Origin of the sequence: Pseudomonas nitroreducens NBRC 12694 (assembly GCF_002091755.1) — a bacterium.
Lineage (GTDB): Bacteria > Pseudomonadota > Gammaproteobacteria > Pseudomonadales > Pseudomonadaceae > Pseudomonas > Pseudomonas nitroreducens.
Window position 1 is genome coordinate 1 of the sequence record NZ_BDAI01000009.1, and the last position, 14,468, is coordinate 14,468.

15 protein-coding genes are annotated in these 14,468 nt (G+C 66.6%); 7 read left to right on the forward strand and 8 right to left on the reverse strand.

What is annotated here, in order from left to right; translation table 11 throughout:
• The 6 genes from PNI01S_RS20455 to PNI01S_RS20480 form a co-directional block, all read right to left on the reverse strand.
• On the reverse strand, nt 1–1,178 hold a 1,178-nt coding region (locus PNI01S_RS20455; RefSeq protein WP_084358992.1), incomplete at its 3' end, for a sensor histidine kinase.
• Between the two features lie 90 nt (nt 1,179–1,268).
• Entirely contained in the window at nt 1,269–1,724 is a 456-nt protein-coding gene (locus PNI01S_RS20460) for a Spy/CpxP family protein refolding chaperone (protein WP_024766429.1), read from the reverse strand.
• A gap of 169 nt (nt 1,725–1,893) precedes the next feature.
• Entirely contained in the window at nt 1,894–2,571 is a 678-nt protein-coding gene (locus tag PNI01S_RS20465; protein WP_065086337.1) for a response regulator transcription factor, read from the reverse strand.
• A gap of 13 nt (nt 2,572–2,584) precedes the next feature.
• On the reverse strand, nt 2,585–3,043 hold the full coding sequence (locus PNI01S_RS20470) for an SH3 domain-containing protein (protein ID WP_084358904.1): 459 nt from the start codon (nt 3,041–3,043) through the stop codon (nt 2,585–2,587).
• A 103-nt stretch (nt 3,044–3,146) separates the two neighbouring features.
• Nucleotides 3,147–3,446 (reverse strand): YciI family protein, encoded by a 300-nt coding sequence (locus PNI01S_RS20475; protein ID WP_037011035.1) that lies wholly within the window; start codon nt 3,444–3,446, stop codon nt 3,147–3,149.
• A 1-nt stretch (nt 3,447) separates the two neighbouring features.
• Nucleotides 3,448–4,041: a septation protein A gene (locus tag PNI01S_RS20480; RefSeq protein WP_037011033.1), complete on the reverse strand. Its 594-nt coding sequence runs from the start codon at nt 4,039–4,041 to the stop codon at nt 3,448–3,450.
• A 167-nt stretch (nt 4,042–4,208) separates the two neighbouring features.
• Here PNI01S_RS20480 and PNI01S_RS20485 point away from each other — a divergent pair, with 167 nt between their 5' ends.
• The 6 genes from PNI01S_RS20485 (at nt 4,209) to bglX (ending at nt 11,986) form a co-directional block, all read left to right on the forward strand.
• Nucleotides 4,209–5,084: a PHP domain-containing protein gene (locus PNI01S_RS20485; RefSeq protein WP_065086339.1), complete on the forward strand. Its 876-nt coding sequence runs from the start codon at nt 4,209–4,211 to the stop codon at nt 5,082–5,084.
• On the forward strand, nt 5,081–5,710 hold the full coding sequence (locus PNI01S_RS20490; protein ID WP_024766423.1) for an L-threonylcarbamoyladenylate synthase: 630 nt from the start codon (nt 5,081–5,083) through the stop codon (nt 5,708–5,710). The genes PNI01S_RS20485 and PNI01S_RS20490 overlap by 4 nt, the downstream gene beginning before the upstream one ends.
• A 61-nt stretch (nt 5,711–5,771) precedes the next feature.
• Entirely contained in the window at nt 5,772–6,986 is a 1,215-nt protein-coding gene (locus tag PNI01S_RS20495) for a tryptophan--tRNA ligase (RefSeq protein ID WP_024766422.1), read from the forward strand.
• A gap of 390 nt (nt 6,987–7,376) precedes the next feature.
• Nucleotides 7,377–8,360 (forward strand): segregation and condensation protein A, encoded by a 984-nt coding sequence (locus PNI01S_RS20500; protein ID WP_084358905.1) that lies wholly within the window; start codon nt 7,377–7,379, stop codon nt 8,358–8,360.
• Between the two features lie 82 nt (nt 8,361–8,442).
• Nucleotides 8,443–9,483, forward strand: coding sequence for an SMC-Scp complex subunit ScpB (gene scpB, locus PNI01S_RS20505; protein ID WP_084358906.1), 1,041 nt, complete (start codon nt 8,443–8,445; stop codon nt 9,481–9,483).
• Nucleotides 9,484–9,688: 205 nt separating this feature from the next.
• The gene (gene bglX / locus PNI01S_RS20510) at nt 9,689–11,986 is read left to right on the forward strand and encodes a beta-glucosidase BglX (protein ID WP_255302909.1); all 2,298 of its coding nucleotides are present in this window, start codon (nt 9,689–9,691) and stop codon (nt 11,984–11,986) included.
• A 61-nt stretch (nt 11,987–12,047) separates the two neighbouring features.
• On the opposite strand, the gene PNI01S_RS20515 is transcribed toward bglX, so the two are convergent.
• A complete protein-coding gene (locus PNI01S_RS20515; RefSeq protein ID WP_084358907.1) occupies nt 12,048–12,827 on the reverse strand; it encodes a hypothetical protein in 780 nt (259 codons plus the stop codon).
• 166 nt (nt 12,828–12,993) lie between these two features.
• Between PNI01S_RS20515 and PNI01S_RS20520 the strand changes: the two genes are divergently transcribed.
• Entirely contained in the window at nt 12,994–13,176 is a 183-nt protein-coding gene (locus PNI01S_RS20520; protein WP_024766417.1) for a DUF1289 domain-containing protein, read from the forward strand.
• A gap of 186 nt (nt 13,177–13,362) precedes the next feature.
• Here the strand turns inward: PNI01S_RS20520 and gap are convergent, their stop codons facing one another.
• The gene (gene gap / locus PNI01S_RS20525; protein WP_084358908.1) at nt 13,363–14,367 is read right to left on the reverse strand and encodes a type I glyceraldehyde-3-phosphate dehydrogenase; all 1,005 of its coding nucleotides are present in this window, start codon (nt 14,365–14,367) and stop codon (nt 13,363–13,365) included.
• Between the last annotated feature and the right edge of the window lie 101 nt (nt 14,368–14,468).

Below are 14,468 nucleotides of genomic sequence, written 5' to 3' on the forward strand. Positions count from 1 at the left end.
AAAGGTTCGCCCAGTTGCGTCAGGTGTTCCTCGCTGGCGCCGGGGCCGTGGTCGCGGATGCTGATGCGCACACGATCGCCATCGACCCGGGCCTGCACTTCCAGCGGCTGGTCCGCCGGGTTGAATCGCAGGGCATTGCGCAGCAGGTTGTCGAGGGCGCGTTCGAGCATGTCCGGCCAGCCGTCCAGGGCCAGTTGCGCAGCGATGTCGAGCTGGATGTCCTGTTCCGGGTAGAGCAGTTGCGCGTCATTGCGCAGGCGTTCGAACAATGGCAGCAGGTCGATGCGGCTGGTGGGGCCGGGATCGGCGTCGAGACGGGCGAGGGCGAGGATTTCGCCGATCAGCGCTTCCAGGCGATCGCATTCCTGTTCCAGGCGTGGCCACATGGCGGCGCGCTGTTCGGGGCCGGCACGTTCGGCCAGGGCCAGGGCAATGCGCAGGCGCGCCAGTGGTGAACGCAGTTCGTGGGACACATCGCGCAGCAGCTGGCGCTGGCTGCCGATCAGCCCTTGCAGGCGGGCGCCCATGCGGTTGAAGTCGCGGGCCAGCACGCCCAGTTCGTCGCCACGGCGAGAGAGGCGGGCGAGGCTGTCCTGTTGATAACTGGTCTGGCCGAGGTCATGCACGGCGCGGCGCAGGCGATTCAGCGGGCGGGTGATGGACAGGGTCAGCAGCAGGCTGAACACAGTCAGCACCACCAGAGCGATGCCCAGGGCGCTGAGCGGCCAGAGCAGACTGCTGCGGTGCCAGGCCTGCAGGGTCGGGTGTGGAATGCGGTAGATGAACAGGTAGGTCTGGTCGGTGCGGCTGCTGGTGTATTCCTGGCTCAGCTGACGCCAGGGGAAGCGCGGCAGGTTCTCGCGGTCGAAATGGTTGTCTCGCGGACGCGGCGGGCGCGGCAGGTAGGTGCCGTTGACCAGGCGCTGGCCGGTCTCGTCGAGCACCTGCACCGAGAGTTCGTAGTCCTTGCGCCGGCTTTCCAGCAATTGCTGTGCGGCTTCCGGGCCTTGTGTTTCGTAGAGCAGGGTCCATTGCTTGGCGATGTCGTGCAGCCCCGGATAGCGGGCGATGACCCAGGTGTCCTGGTTCAGCGCGCGGCCCAGCAGGATGGACAGTCCGGCCACCAGCAGCAGGGCGAGCCAGAAGGCGGCGAGGATCCGCCAGAAGAGTGAACGCATGGTCTTCCTGTTCAGCCGCATGGTCTATCCGTTGTCAGGGCTCACGGCAAGACGCCGGGCATAACCCGGCGCCTGCCCATCGTGGAGCGATCAGTTGGTCTTGGCGCCGTCCTTCTGGGCCTTCCAGGTCTGGAATTCCGCCCATTCGGCCTTGCGCTGTTCACGCTGCTTCTTCAGCTCGTCGAACTTCTTCTGCTGCTCGGGAGTGAGGATGCCGCGAATGCTGGCGTCAGCCTTGTCGTGGTTGGCCTTGAGCTCTTCCTGCATGGCCTTGCGATCGGCTTCGGGCAGCTTGTTCCAGTATTTCTCGGTGATCGCGCGGCGATCCTTCATCGAGTCGCCCATCACCTTGCCGACTTGCTGGCGCTGGTCCTGGGTCAGGTTCAGTTCGCGGAACGCACCGCCGCGTTCGCCACCGTGCTTGCCGGGGCCATGGTCTTTCATGAACGGGGCCGGCGGCGGAGCGTCGGTCGGCGCGGGAGTGGCCGCCAGCGCGACGGTCGGCAGGGCGGCGGCGATCAGCAGGGCGGTCAGGGTCTTGCGCATGGTGTTTCTCCTTTCAGGGGCCGGTCGTTACCGGATGAGCCCAGTCTAGGGTCGGCAAGGTCAAGGGCGGTCAGGCCCACGTAAAGCTTCGGTAAAGATTAGGTGAGGCCCTGCTGGAATCTTTACGAAAGCCCGGGCCAGAGCGGCCCAGGCCAGCAGTGCGGAGGGTTCAGGGCGCGTAGAAGTAGCCGCGCCCGCGCAGAGCGAGGATGCGCGGGCGGCCGTCGGGGTGGCCGCCGAGCTTCTTGCGCAGGTTGCTGACGTGCATGTCCAGGCTGCGGTCGTACAGCGTCAGCTTGCGGCCCAGCGCGAGCTGCGCCAGGGCCTGCTTGTCCAGTGGCTCGCCCGGTTGGCGCAGCAGGGCTTCGAGGATGCGGCTCTCGGAGAGGGTCAGGCTGATCTCTTCGGGGCCGATGCTGACCACGCCGCGCGACAGGTTCAGCGCCAGGTCGCCCAGTTCCAGTTGCGCGGCGGGTTGCGCCGGGTGGCTGCGGCGCAGCACGGCGCGCAGGCGGGCGGTCAGTTCGCGCGGGTCGCAGGGCTTGGCCAGGTAGTCGTCGGCTCCCAGTTCCAGGCCGAGGATACGGTCCAGCGGCTCGCCTCGGGCGGAGAGCATCAGCACCGGCAGGTCCGGGTGGTCGCTGCGCAGCGACTTGAGCAGCTCCAGGCCGCTGCCGTCGGGCAGCATGACGTCGAGCACGACCGCGTCCGGCGCTCGGCTGCCGAGTGCAGCACGGGCCTGCGCGCCATCATGGGCGGCGCGGATGCTGAAGCCTTCCTGGGTCAGCCAGGTGCTCAGCAGTTCGCAGAGTTCGACATCGTCGTCGATCAGCAGCAATTCACTCATGCAGGGACATCTTTCAGTTGATCCATTCGCGGCGCTGGCGGCGCCTGCCGCGGGCCAGTGCACCGAGGATGAAGGCCAGCAGGGCCGTGCCGGCGCCGGCGACGTACCAGGTCTGCTGCTCGGTTAACAGGCGAGGCGGCTGGTTGGCCTGCGCTTCGCGCAATTGCAGTTTCAGGCGCTGGTTCTCCTGGCGCAGACCGACGATCTGAGCTTCGTCCTGGCTATTGTCCGGGTTGGCCAATTGTGTGGCCAGAACCTGGCGCTGCTGCTCGCTTTCGGCGAGGCGGCTTTCCAGTTCCTTCAGGCGTTCAGCGGTTTCCTGCTCGGCATTGGCCTCGGTACTGGGGGCATTGTCGGGCAGGGCGGAGGGCTGAGTATTGGACAGTGCCGGTGCCGGTGGTTCCGTGGCGGGCTCTTCGGCCAGGGCGGCGGGGGGCAGGGCGAGGCAGAGCAGCAAGGGCAGACGATACATCGGGACTCCTTGTTCGATGATACGGCGCCTGCCCGGATGGGCCGGCGGATACGACTGCGCATCCCCGGCGTCCCTGCCCTGGGGCTGCAACGATGGGGCGTCGTTACGGCAGGACTTTCTTGAATGGCTTGACCACGACTTCAGCGTAGACGCCAGCGGCGCGGTACGGGTCGGCGTCGGCCCAGGCTTGCGCGGCGGCCAGGGAGTCGAATTCGGCGACGATCAGGCTGCCGGTGAAGCCGGCGGCGCCCGGGTCGTTGCTGTCGATGGCCGGGTGCGGGCCGGCCAGGACCAGGCGGCCCTCTTCCTTCAGTTGCTCCAGGCGGGCGATGTGCGCGGGGCGCGCGGCCAGGCGGCGTTCTTGGGAGGCGGTGATGTCACGGGCAATGATCGCGTAGAGCATGTCAGTCCTTGGGTTTTTCGCCGGTAGGTTCATCGTGCATGTGGCGGGCCAGGAACACGCCCTGGCCGATCAGGAACAGCAGGGTCATGCCCAGGCTGCCGAATACCTTGAAGTCCACCCAGATACTCTGGAAGGTGAAGGCGACGAACAACTGGACACAGCCGCAGATCAGGAAGAACAGCACCCAGGCGATGTTCAGCTTCGCCCAGAGAGCGTCGGCCAGGTTGACCGCATGGCCCATGATGCGCTGGATCAGCGGGCGGTCGCCGATGAAGTGGCTGCCGGCGAAGGCCAGGGCGAACAGCCAGTTCACCACCGGTGCCTTCCATTTGAGGAAGGTTTCGCTGTGGAAGGCCAGGGTCATGCCGCCGAACACCAGGCAGGCGGCGAGCGTCACCCACTGGCCTTTGTCCAATCGGCGCTGCTTGATCAGCAGGGCGCCGTAGACCACCACGGAGGTGGCGATCAGCACGGCCGTGGCGCTGTAGATTCCCCCGACCGAGAAGCTCTGGCCGGCGAGTTCGACGTTGCGCGGGTCGAGCTTGTAGACGATGAAGAAGAGGATGAGGGGAATGAAATCGATGAATTGCTTCATTACGGCAGCCAGAGCCCAGTAGAGCCGGCATAATACCAACCTGCGGGTGAACTGAAAGGGCCATCCGCCCAACGCTGCGTCAGATCATGGTTTCAAGCCGTTGCCGCGGGAGCGTTGGCACAGAAGCGTCTATACAGAAAGTTATCCCCTCGTCCCCAGGAAACCGCATGCGAGTCGACCTGCACTGCCACAGCACCGCGTCCGACGGACAGCTCAGCCCGACCGCCCTGGTCGAGCGTGCCCACGGGCGCGGCGTGCGCGTGCTGGCGCTGACCGACCACGACACCCTCGACGGCCTGCCCGAGGCGCGCCGCGCTGCAGAGGCGCTGGGCATGGAGCTGGTGGATGGCGTCGAGGTCTCCTGCACCTGGGGTGGGGCGACCATTCATGTGCTGGGCTATGGCTTCGACGCGACGGCCGAGCCGCTGGTGAAGGCGCTGGGCGACCTGCACCGCGCCCGCTGGAGCCGTGCCGAGGAGATCGGCCGGCGCCTGGAAGCCAAGGGCATGCCCGGAGCCTTCGAGGGCGCGCGGGCGATCCAGGCGGAGCTGGGCGACAGCGAAAACGCGCCGGCACGCCCGCACTTCGCCGAGTTCCTGCTGCGCCAGGGCCATGTCAAGGACCGCGCCGAAGCCTTCCGCAAGTGGCTGGGCGCCGGCAAGCTGGGCGACGTCAAGCAGCACTGGCCGAGCCTCGCCGACGCCGTCGGCACCCTGCGCGCGGCCGGCGCCTGGGTCAGCCTCGCGCACCCCTACCAGTACGATTTCACCCGCACCAAGCGGCGCAAGCTGGTGGCGGATTTCATCGCCGCCGGCGGCCATGCGCTGGAAGTCTGTAACGGCCCGCAGCCGGCCGAGCAGGTCGGCGTATTGAGCATCCTGGTCCGCGAGTTCGGCCTGATGGTCACGGCTGGCAGCGACTTCCACGGTCCCAGTGATTGGTCGGAGCTGGGGCTGTACCGCAGCGTGCCGGAGGACCTGCCGCCACTCTGGCCGCGCTTCGCCAGTGCCGAGAACGCTATCGGGATCGAGGAGACTCCATGAGCCAGTTCTTTCAGATCCACCCGGAAAATCCCCAGGCGCGCCTGATCAAGCAGGCCGTGGAGATCGTCCGCCAGGGGGGAGTGATCGCCTATCCCACCGACTCGTCCTATGCGTTGGGTTGTCGCATCGGCGAGAAGGCCGCGGTGGAGCGCATCCGCCACATCCGCCGGCTGGACGACAAGCACAACTTCACCCTGGTCTGCCGTGACCTGTCGGAGCTCGGCCTCTACGCCAAGGTCGACACGCGCCTGTTCCGCTTGCTCAAGGCGCATACACCCGGCCCCTATACCTTCATCCTCAACGCCACTCGCGAAGTGCCGCGCATGTTGCTGCACCCCAAGCGCCGCACCATTGGCCTGCGGGTGCCGGCCTGCCCGATCGCCCTGGCGCTGCTGGAGGAGCTGGGTGAGCCGCTGATGAGCGTGAGCCTGATCCTGCCGGGGGAGACGGAGCCACTGAACGACCCCTACGAGATGCGCGACCAGCTGGAACACCTGGTCGACCTGATCATCGATGGTGGTTTCGGCGGCGGCGAAGCTTCCACCGTGATCGCCCTCACCGACGAAGACCCGGTGGTGGTACGCGTCGGCTGCGGCGATCCGGAACCCTTCATGGTCAACGCCTGAACACGCCCGGCGTGCTGGCTATACTCCCTCGTTCCATCGCCGAACCCGCGAGGTTGACCGCTTGACCAGCGTCGAATCCCTGCGCCGCGTGCTGTCCGGCATGCGCCCCACCGGGCGCCTGCACCTGGGGCATTACCACGGCGTGCTGCAGAACTGGGTGAAACTCCAGCACGAATACGAGTGTTACTTCTCCATCGTCGACTGGCATGCATTGACCACCGAGTACGACGAGACCGCCAGCATCCGCCAGCACGTGCGCGACATGGCCATCGACTGGCTGGCGGTGGGCGTCAGCCCCAGCGCGGCGACGCTGTTCATCCAGTCCCAGGTCCCCGAGCACGCCGAGTTGCACCTGCTGCTGTCGATGATCTGCCCGCTGTCCTGGCTGGAGCGTGTGCCGACCTACAAGGAGCTGCAGGAGAAACTGGTCCACAAGGACCTCTCCACCTTCGGCTTCCTCGGCTACCCGCTGCTGCAGGCCGCGGATATCCTGATCTACCGCGCAGGCCTGGTGCCGGTGGGCTCCGACCAGTTCGCCCATGTCGAATTCACCCGCGAGATCGCCCGCCGCTTCAACCACCTGTACGGCGGCGAGGTGGACTTCGAGGACCGTGCGCAGACTGCCATCGCCCGCCTGGGCAAGAAGACCGGCAAGCTGTACGCCAGCCTGCGCCGGGCCTGGCAGGAACAGGGCGACGCCGAAGCGCTGGAAACCGCCCGCGCGCTGCTGATGGAGCAGCAGAGCCTGACCCTGGGCGACCGCGACCGGCTGTTCGGCTACCTCGAAGGCAGCAGCCGCATGCTCCTGCCCGAGCCGCACACCCTGACCAGCCACGCACCGAAGATGCCGGGGCTGGACGGACAGAAGATGTCCAAGTCGCACCACAACACCATCGCCCTGCGCGACAGCCCGGCCGTGATCGAGGAAAAGATCGCGCGCATGCCCACGGACCCTGCGCGCGTGCACCGTCGCGATCCGGGCGACCCGGAGCGCTGCCCGGTGTGGCAGTGGCACCTGATCTATTCCGACGACGGCTGCCGCCAGTGGGTGCAGGAAGGCTGCCGCAGCGCCGGGATCGGCTGCCTGGACTGCAAGCGGCCGCTGATCGAGTCGATCCTCCAGGAACTGGCGCCGATCCAGGAGCGCGCGCTGGACTACGAGGACAACCCCGAACTGGTGCGCAGCATCCTCGCCGAAGGCGCCGAGCGCGCCCGTGAGGCGGCGCGGGAGACCTTGGTGGAGGTGCGGCATGCCATGGGGCTGTCGTACCGCTGAGCACGCGGTCTTGCCGACTGCGTAAGCGGACTCCGTCCGCCATGTGCCGCCGGCCGGCTCGGAGCCGCCGGAAAACGATCGCGGACAGAGTCGCTCCTACCCGACAGTCCTGTACTCGGATCAGCCCTCACCCTAACCCTCTCCCAGGGGGAGAGGGGACCGTTCGGAGTAGGATGAAACCATGGCATCAGCCGGGACGGACGGCTCCCTCTCCCTTCAGGGAGAGGGCTGGGGAGAGGGAGGAACCCCCGAGCACGGACTCGCAGAAGAAGACAGTTGCTCCTACGCACAGGTGTGCCGAGTGCGCTGCGAATCCGCCAAAAGCCCCTCGCGCCGCCGGCAAAAGCAGGGATAATGCCGCCTTCCAACCCTGAGCCTGACGAGTGGCCGATGAGTGACCTGACCGAGCCGGAAGCCCCTGCCGCCGCCCCTGAATACCAGGTGCCGGTGCAACTGGCGCTCGTCTACGGCGAGGCCCTGACGGAGATGCCGCAGGACCTGTACATCCCGCCGGACGCCCTGGAGGTCTTCCTCGAAGCCTTCGAGGGTCCGCTCGACCTGCTGCTCTACCTGATCCGCAAGCAGAACATCAACATCCTCGACATCCCCGTGGCGGAGATCACCCGCCAGTACATGGGCTACGTCGAGCTGATGAAGTCGGTGCGCCTGGAATTGGCCGCCGAGTACCTGGTAATGGCCGCCATGCTCGCCGAGATCAAGTCGCGCATGCTGCTGCCGCGCTCGGCCGAGGCCGAGGAAGAAGAGGACGACCCGCGCGCCGAGCTGATCCGCCGCCTGCAGGAGTACGAGCGCTTCAAGAAGGCCGCCGAGGACCTCGACGAACTGCCGCGCCTGGGTCGTGACTACGTGGTGCCGACCATCGCCGCGCCGGATGCGCGGGCGCGCCGGCTGCTGCCGGACGTGGACATGCAGGAGCTGATGCTGTGCATGGCCGAGGTGCTGCGCCGCGCCGACCTGTTCGAAAGCCACCAGGTCACCCGCGAAATGCTCTCCACCCGCGAGCGCATGAGCGAGATCCTCGAGCGCCTGAAGGGCGAGGGTTTCGTGCCCTTCATCACGCTGTTCCGTGTCGAGGAAGGCAAGCTGGGCGTGGTGGTGACCTTCATGGCGGTGCTGGAACTGGTGAAGGAGCAACTGGTGGAGCTGGTGCAGAACGAGGCCTTCGCGCCGATCCATGTCCGTGCCCGCAGCGAGGTGCAGGAAGGCGCTGCACCCGTCGAGGAGGTGCTGGAGGAGGGCGACGAGGATGTCTTCGAGCCCCGCGAGGAGGTGCCGGCTGACCTGACCTTCGAGGACGGCCACTTCGACGAGATCGCCGAGGCCGGCAGCGAGCCGGACGAAGAGCCGCTGTGATCCGACAGCGTTGCCCTGGCGCCGCGCTTTGAGTAGTTTTCCCGCCTGTACCGCAACCTTATGACCTGACCCGAGCTTCCCGATGAATCTCTCCGACCCGCAAGAACTGGCGACCCTGCTCGAAGGCATCCTCCTGGCTGCCGGCAAGCCCATGTCGCTGGAGCGCCTCGGCGAGCTGTTCGAGGAAGCCGAGCGCCCCGAGCCCCAGCAGTTCCGCGACGCGCTGGCGGTGCTGGGCCTGTCCTGTGCCGGGCGGGCTTATGAACTGAAGGAAGTTGCCACCGGCTACCGCCTGCAGGTGCGCGAGAAGTTCGCCTCCTGGGTAGGCCGTTTGTGGGAGGAGCGCCCGCAGCGCTATTCCCGTGCGCTGCTGGAGACCCTGGCGCTGATCGCCTACCGCCAGCCCATCACCCGTGGCGAGATCGAGGAAATCCGTGGCGTCGCGGTGAACACCCAGATCGTCAAGACGCTGATGGAGCGCGAGTGGATCCGCATCGTCGGCTACCGTGAAGTCCCCGGCCGCCCGGCCATGCTCGCCACCACCCGGACCTTCCTCGACTACTTCAACCTGAAGAGCCTGGAGGAGTTGCCGCCGCTGGCCGAGCTGAAGCTGATGGAGCCCGAGCCGCAGCCGATCCTCGAGGACATGGCGCCCACCGTCAGCCTGCCCGGCCCCGAGGAGTACGGCGAGGACTACATCCCGCCGTCCCTGCAGGCACTGGCCGACCAGGCCGTGCGCGATGCCGGCGAGGAGCCGGAGCCCGCGCCGCCGGAAGAACCGAAGGAAGAAACCAGCTTCCGCAGCCTGCTCGCCGAGCTGGACGAGATGGAGCAGGGCCTGAAGACCGACTTCGACGACCTCATCGACCTTCCGCCGAGTGACGACGAAGACAGCGGCGTGGATGCCGATTTCAGCGGCGTCCACGGCCTGCCCGAAGTCGCGTCCGACGCCGAGGCTGCAGGTGCCGCCGAACCCGGTGCGCCGGCCGAGCCCGCTGCGCAGCCGGAACCGGCGCCCCAGCCGCCGGCCCCCGCGCCGGAAGAAGAGTGGGACGAGGAACGCGCCCTGCGCGAAGCCATGCGCGAGGAAATGGAATTCAACCGGCTCAATCGCGACCATTGAGACCCATTCACCGGCGTTTTCCAGCCGTTCGGTGATTGACTTCCGCCCTCGGCGCGACGACCTTATGTGCCGCGTTCGAAAGGCGCTGGCGACTACACCCGGGGGAGTCGCCGGAATCCCACCTGTTCGATGCCCCTCTAACAACATTCCACAGTGGCCCGGCGCTTCGCGCAGGCTGCTGAGTACCCATATGAAAAGAACTCCAATCAGCCGTATCTGCTGGCTCGGCCTCCTGCTGGGCCTGACCAGCGCTTCGCTTTCCGCCGCCCAGGCGCCTGCCGATGCTCCTGCCGTACCGCTCGCCGGCCAGTCGAAGGACGCCTTCATCGACAGCCTGATGCAGCGCATGACACTGGAAGAGAAGATCGGCCAGCTGCGCCTGGTCAGCGTCGGGCCGGACCATCCCAAGCCGGTACTGCTGAAGGAAATCGCCGAGGGCACCACCGGCGCAGTGTTCAACACCGTGGTCCGTCCGGGCATCCGTGACCTGCAGGACGCGGCCATGAAGAGCCGCCTGAAGATTCCGCTGTTCTTTGCCTACGACGTGGTTCACGGCCACCGCACCGTATTCCCCATCGGCCTGGGGCTGGCGGCAAGCTGGGACCTGGCGGCCATTGAACGCAGCGCCCGCGTCTCGGCCATCGAGGCCAGCGCCGATGGCCTCAACCTGACCTATTCGCCCACCGTCGACATCGCCCGCGATCCACGCTGGGGCCGTGTTTCCGAAGGCTTCGGCGAAGACGCCTGGCTGACCAGCAAGGTCGCCGCCGCAGTGGTCAAGGGCTACCAGGGCAAGGGCCTGAACCAGCCGGAAACCATCATGGCCGGGGTCAAGCACTTCGCCCTGTACGGCGCCGGCGAAGGCGGCCGCGACTACAACACCGTGGACATGAGCCCGCAGCGCATGTTCCAGGACTACCTGCCGCCGTACCGCGCCGCCATCGATGCCGGCGCCGGCGCGGTAATGGTCTCGCTCAACAGCATCAACGGCGTGCCGGCCACCGCCAACACCTGGCTGCTGCAGGACCTGCTGCGCAAGCAGTGGGGCTACAAGGGCCTGACCCTGAGCGACCACGGCGCGGTGCTGGAGCTGATCAAGCACGGCGTGGCCGCCACCGAGCGCGACGCCACCCAGGCAGCGATCAACGCCGGCGTCGAAATGAACATGAACGACGACCTCTACGGCAAGCACATGCCCGAGCTGCTCAAGGCCGGGCTGATCAGTCAGGACGAGATCGACCGTGCCTGCCGCGACGTGCTCGCCGCCAAGTGGGACATGGGCCTGTTCCAGGACCCGTACCGTTACCTGCAGGGCAAGGACCCGGTGGATACCGATGCCGAAGAGCGCCTGCACCGCGCCGACGCCCGCGAGATCGCGCGCAAGGGCATGGTCCTGCTGAAAAACGAGGGTGGCGTGCTGCCGCTCAAGCGCGACGGCGTGATCGCCCTGATCGGCCCGCTGGCCGACAGCAAGCGTGACGTGATGGGCAGCTGGTCCGCCGCCGGCAAGGCCTTCCAGGCCGTGACCGTGCTCGAGGGCATGGGCGCCGCCACCCGTGGCCACGCCGCGCTGCTCTACGCCAAGGGCGCCAACGTCACCGACGATCCGGAGATCGTCAAATACCTCAACGAGTACAGCGACGACGTGAAGGTCGACCCGCGCAGCCCGAAGGCCATGATCGACGAAGCCGTCGAGAAGGCGAAGCAGGCTGACGTGGTGGTGGCCGTGGTCGGCGAATCCCAGGGCATGGCGCACGAGGCGTCGAGCAAGACCAACCTGCACATCGCGCAAAGCCAGATCGAGCTGCTCAAGGCCCTCAAGGCCACCGGCAAACCGCTGGTGCTGGTGCTGATGAACGGCCGGCCGATGGACCTGCGCTGGGAAAGCGCCAACGCCGACGCCGTGCTGGAAACCTGGTTCAGCGGCACCGAAGGCGGCAACGCCATCGCCGACGTGCTGTTCGGCGACTACAACCCGTCGGGCAAGCTGACCATGACCTTCCCGCGCTCGGTGGGCCAGGTGCCGATCTACTACAACCACCTGAACACCGGCCGCCCGTTCGACCACGAGCACCCGAACAAGTACACCTCGCGCTACTTCGACTCGGAGAACGGCCCGCTGTACCCGTTCGGCTACGGCTTGAGCTACACCGACTTCAGCGTCTCCGACGTGAAGCTGTCGGGCAGCAAGCTGAAGAAGGGCGACCAGCTGACCGCCAGCGTCACCGTGAAGAACACCGGCAAGGTCGCCGGCGAAACCACCGTGCAGCTCTACCTGCGCGACGTCGCCGCGTCCATCAGTCGTCCGGTCAAGGAGCTCAAGGGCTTCGAGAAGATCCTGCTGCAGCCGGGCGAGTCGAAGGTGGTGCAGTTCCCGATCCGCGAGGAAGACCTGCGCTTCTACGACAGCCAGCTGCGCTATGCCTCGGAGCCGGGCGAGTTCAAGGTCTACGTCGGCCTGGATTCGGACAACGTGAAGGAACAGAGCTTCACGCTGCTCTAAGCGTTACCCGCTGCTGCAGACGAAAACGCCACGGCTGGTTCAGCCGTGGCGTTTTTCTTTGTCAGGCGGCTTTGGCGAGCCGTCGCGATCGCACGCCGATCAGCCAGCGCACTGTGCCCTGTAGCAGAACGGCCAGCAGTGCCGCCTCGGCAAAGCTGGGCAGGATGTCATTGCCTGGCAAACGCAGCGCCAGGCACAGGCAGAAAGCCGCGAAAGCCGGTCGCCCGGTGACCATGCCGCGCAGCAGGGCAATGACGAACCCCGGCCCGTGCAGCCGCTGGGACGACACGCAAAGCACGATGGAGAGCAGCGGGAACACCGCCAGCAAGCCACTCCAGCTGGGGCCGGCCCAGCCGGCGAGGGCGGTGACGGCCAGCGTCAGCAGCGCGCCGGCGAGCATGCGCAGGCCCAGCTCGAAGCGGCCCAGTGGAGCGACGGCGGCGCTCAGCTCGGCACGGGGCATGCACAGCTGACTGGTCAACGCGCCCACGGCCGCAGCGAGCAACGCCCATACGGGCGAGGCGGGCAGTTGGGTCAGAGCCCAGCCGGCCACCAGCCAGGCGAACATGGCGCCGGTCAATGCCAGCAGCCATCCATGGCGACGACAGATCCAGGCATAGGCGAAGTTGAACGCTTCAGCGGCAAAGATCGCGGCCAGTGCGAGCAGCGCGGCGTGGGCACCGAAGTCGCGGCCATGCTCCACGGTGATCAGGTAGAGGATCGGCCCCGCGATGGCGGGCAGGGCGGCCAGGCAGCCGGCCACGGCCGGGCCCCACCAGCGCCCGGAGAGCGAGACCAGCAGCAGGAACAGCGGAACGAGGGTGAGCTTGAGGGCGAGCATGGGCGAGGTCGGGCAGCGTGGACGGCGGATTCTAGCAAGGTGCGCACCCTTCGATTGCCAGGGTCGATGGTGCCGATGGGGAAATCGAGTTGGACCTTGGCGCCGCGCGGGTGTCCATTAGTAGAGACCCACTGACATTCATCCAGCCGAAACCACGAGGAAGTCCGTGAAGAGTCCGTGCATCAAGGTCTGCGAGTTCGAAGAAGGTATCTGCCTGGGCTGTGGCCGCAGCCGCGAGGAGATCAAGGCGTGGAAGCGCGTCGATCATCTCGGTCAGGAAGCGATCCGGGCCGAGGCCGACATGCGCCTGTTGGTGCTGGAGGCACAGGGGAAGCGGCTGTATCGCTGAACAGGCCAACCTGGCAGCTCTGTGCCCCGCCTTTCCCTCACCCTGACCCTGGCTGCGCGCCCCGCTCCAGAGGGAGAGGGGACCGTTTGGCGCAGGGAGAGCCAATGGCGCCAGCCGGAACAATCGGCTCCCTCTCCCTCTGGGAGAGGGCTGGGGTGCGGGGCTCTTGCGGGCAGCCGGTACCGTTTACCCCCGTGAGGCAACCATCACCCGCGCCGTATCCAGCATCCGATTGGAAAACCCCCACTCGTTGTCGTACCAGGCCATCACCTTCACCAGCCGCCCATTCACCCGCGTATGGCTGGCATCGAAGATGGCCGAGCGATGATCGTGATTGAAGTCCACCGAGACCAGCGGCAGGCGGTTGAAGCCGAGGATCGGCGAAAGCTCGCTGGCACGCTCTATCAACTCGTTGATTTCCTGCACGCTGGTATCGCGGCCGACCTGCACCGTGAGGTCCACCAGCGAAACGTTAATGACGGGAACCCGCACCGCCAGCCCCGTCAGCTTGCCGGCCAGTTCCGGCAGCACCAGGCCCACCGCTTCGGCGGCGCCGGTCCTGGTCGGGATCATCGACTGGGTGGCCGAACGCGCCCGGTACGGGTCGCTGTGGTAGACGTCGGAGAGGCTCTGGTCATTGGTGTAGGCGTGGATGGTGGTCATCAGGCCGTGCTCGATGCCCAGTTCGCGGTGCAGCACCTGGGCCACCGGCGCCAGGCAGTTGGTCGTGCAGGAGGCGTTGGAGACGATCTGGTGTTCGGCGCGCAGGATGCCTTCGTTGACGCCGAAGACCACCGTGGCGTCCACGCCCTGGCCCGGCGCCGAGATCAGCACCTGGCGCGCGCCGGCCTGCAGGTGCGCGGCAGCCTTGTCGCGAGAGGTGAAGTGGCCGGTGCATTCGAGCACGATATCCACCGCCAGCGCCTTCCATGGCAGCTGCGCCGGATCGCGGATGGCCGTGACGGCAATCACGTCGCCCTCTACCCTGAGACTTTCGGCGTCATGTTCGACCTGGCCGGGAAATCGCCCATGCACGCTGTCGAACTGCAGCAGATGGGCGTTGATCGCGGTGTCGCCAAGGTCGTTGATCGCCACCACTTGCAGGTGCTGGCGATAGCCGCCCGAGTAGAGCGCGCGGAGTACGTTCCGACCGATGCGGCCAAATCCGTTGATTGCCAGGCGTATAGTCATTGAGGTCGTCTCTTTTCTTTTGTTGTGGTAAAAACCATTAAATTTCCACGTCGTTGAAAAGTAAACGCCTTGGAATAAACAATTATGTTGTAAAAACAACA

Coding starts and splice junctions, on each gene's coding strand:
- PNI01S_RS20475 (WP_037011035.1), bottom strand. CDS start 3,446: ATGCTCTACGCGATCATTGCCCGTGACATCACCGCCTCCCAAGAACGC.
- scpB (WP_084358906.1), top strand. CDS start 8,443: ATGAATCTCTCCGACCCGCAAGAACTGGCGACCCTGCTCGAAGGCATC.
- gap (WP_084358908.1), bottom strand. CDS start 14,367: ATGACTATACGCCTGGCAATCAACGGATTTGGCCGCATCGGTCGGAAC.
- PNI01S_RS20500 (WP_084358905.1), top strand. CDS start 7,377: ATGAGTGACCTGACCGAGCCGGAAGCCCCTGCCGCCGCCCCTGAATAC.
- PNI01S_RS20480 (WP_037011033.1), bottom strand. CDS start 4,041: ATGAAGCAATTCATCGATTTCATTCCCCTCATCCTCTTCTTCATCGTC.
- PNI01S_RS20485 (WP_065086339.1), top strand. CDS start 4,209: ATGCGAGTCGACCTGCACTGCCACAGCACCGCGTCCGACGGACAGCTC.
- PNI01S_RS20470 (WP_084358904.1), bottom strand. CDS start 3,043: ATGTATCGTCTGCCCTTGCTGCTCTGCCTCGCCCTGCCCCCCGCCGCC.
- PNI01S_RS20460 (WP_024766429.1), bottom strand. CDS start 1,724: ATGCGCAAGACCCTGACCGCCCTGCTGATCGCCGCCGCCCTGCCGACC.
- PNI01S_RS20515 (WP_084358907.1), bottom strand. CDS start 12,827: ATGCTCGCCCTCAAGCTCACCCTCGTTCCGCTGTTCCTGCTGCTGGTC.
- PNI01S_RS20465 (WP_065086337.1), bottom strand. CDS start 2,571: ATGAGTGAATTGCTGCTGATCGACGACGATGTCGAACTCTGCGAACTG.
- PNI01S_RS20490 (WP_024766423.1), top strand. CDS start 5,081: ATGAGCCAGTTCTTTCAGATCCACCCGGAAAATCCCCAGGCGCGCCTG.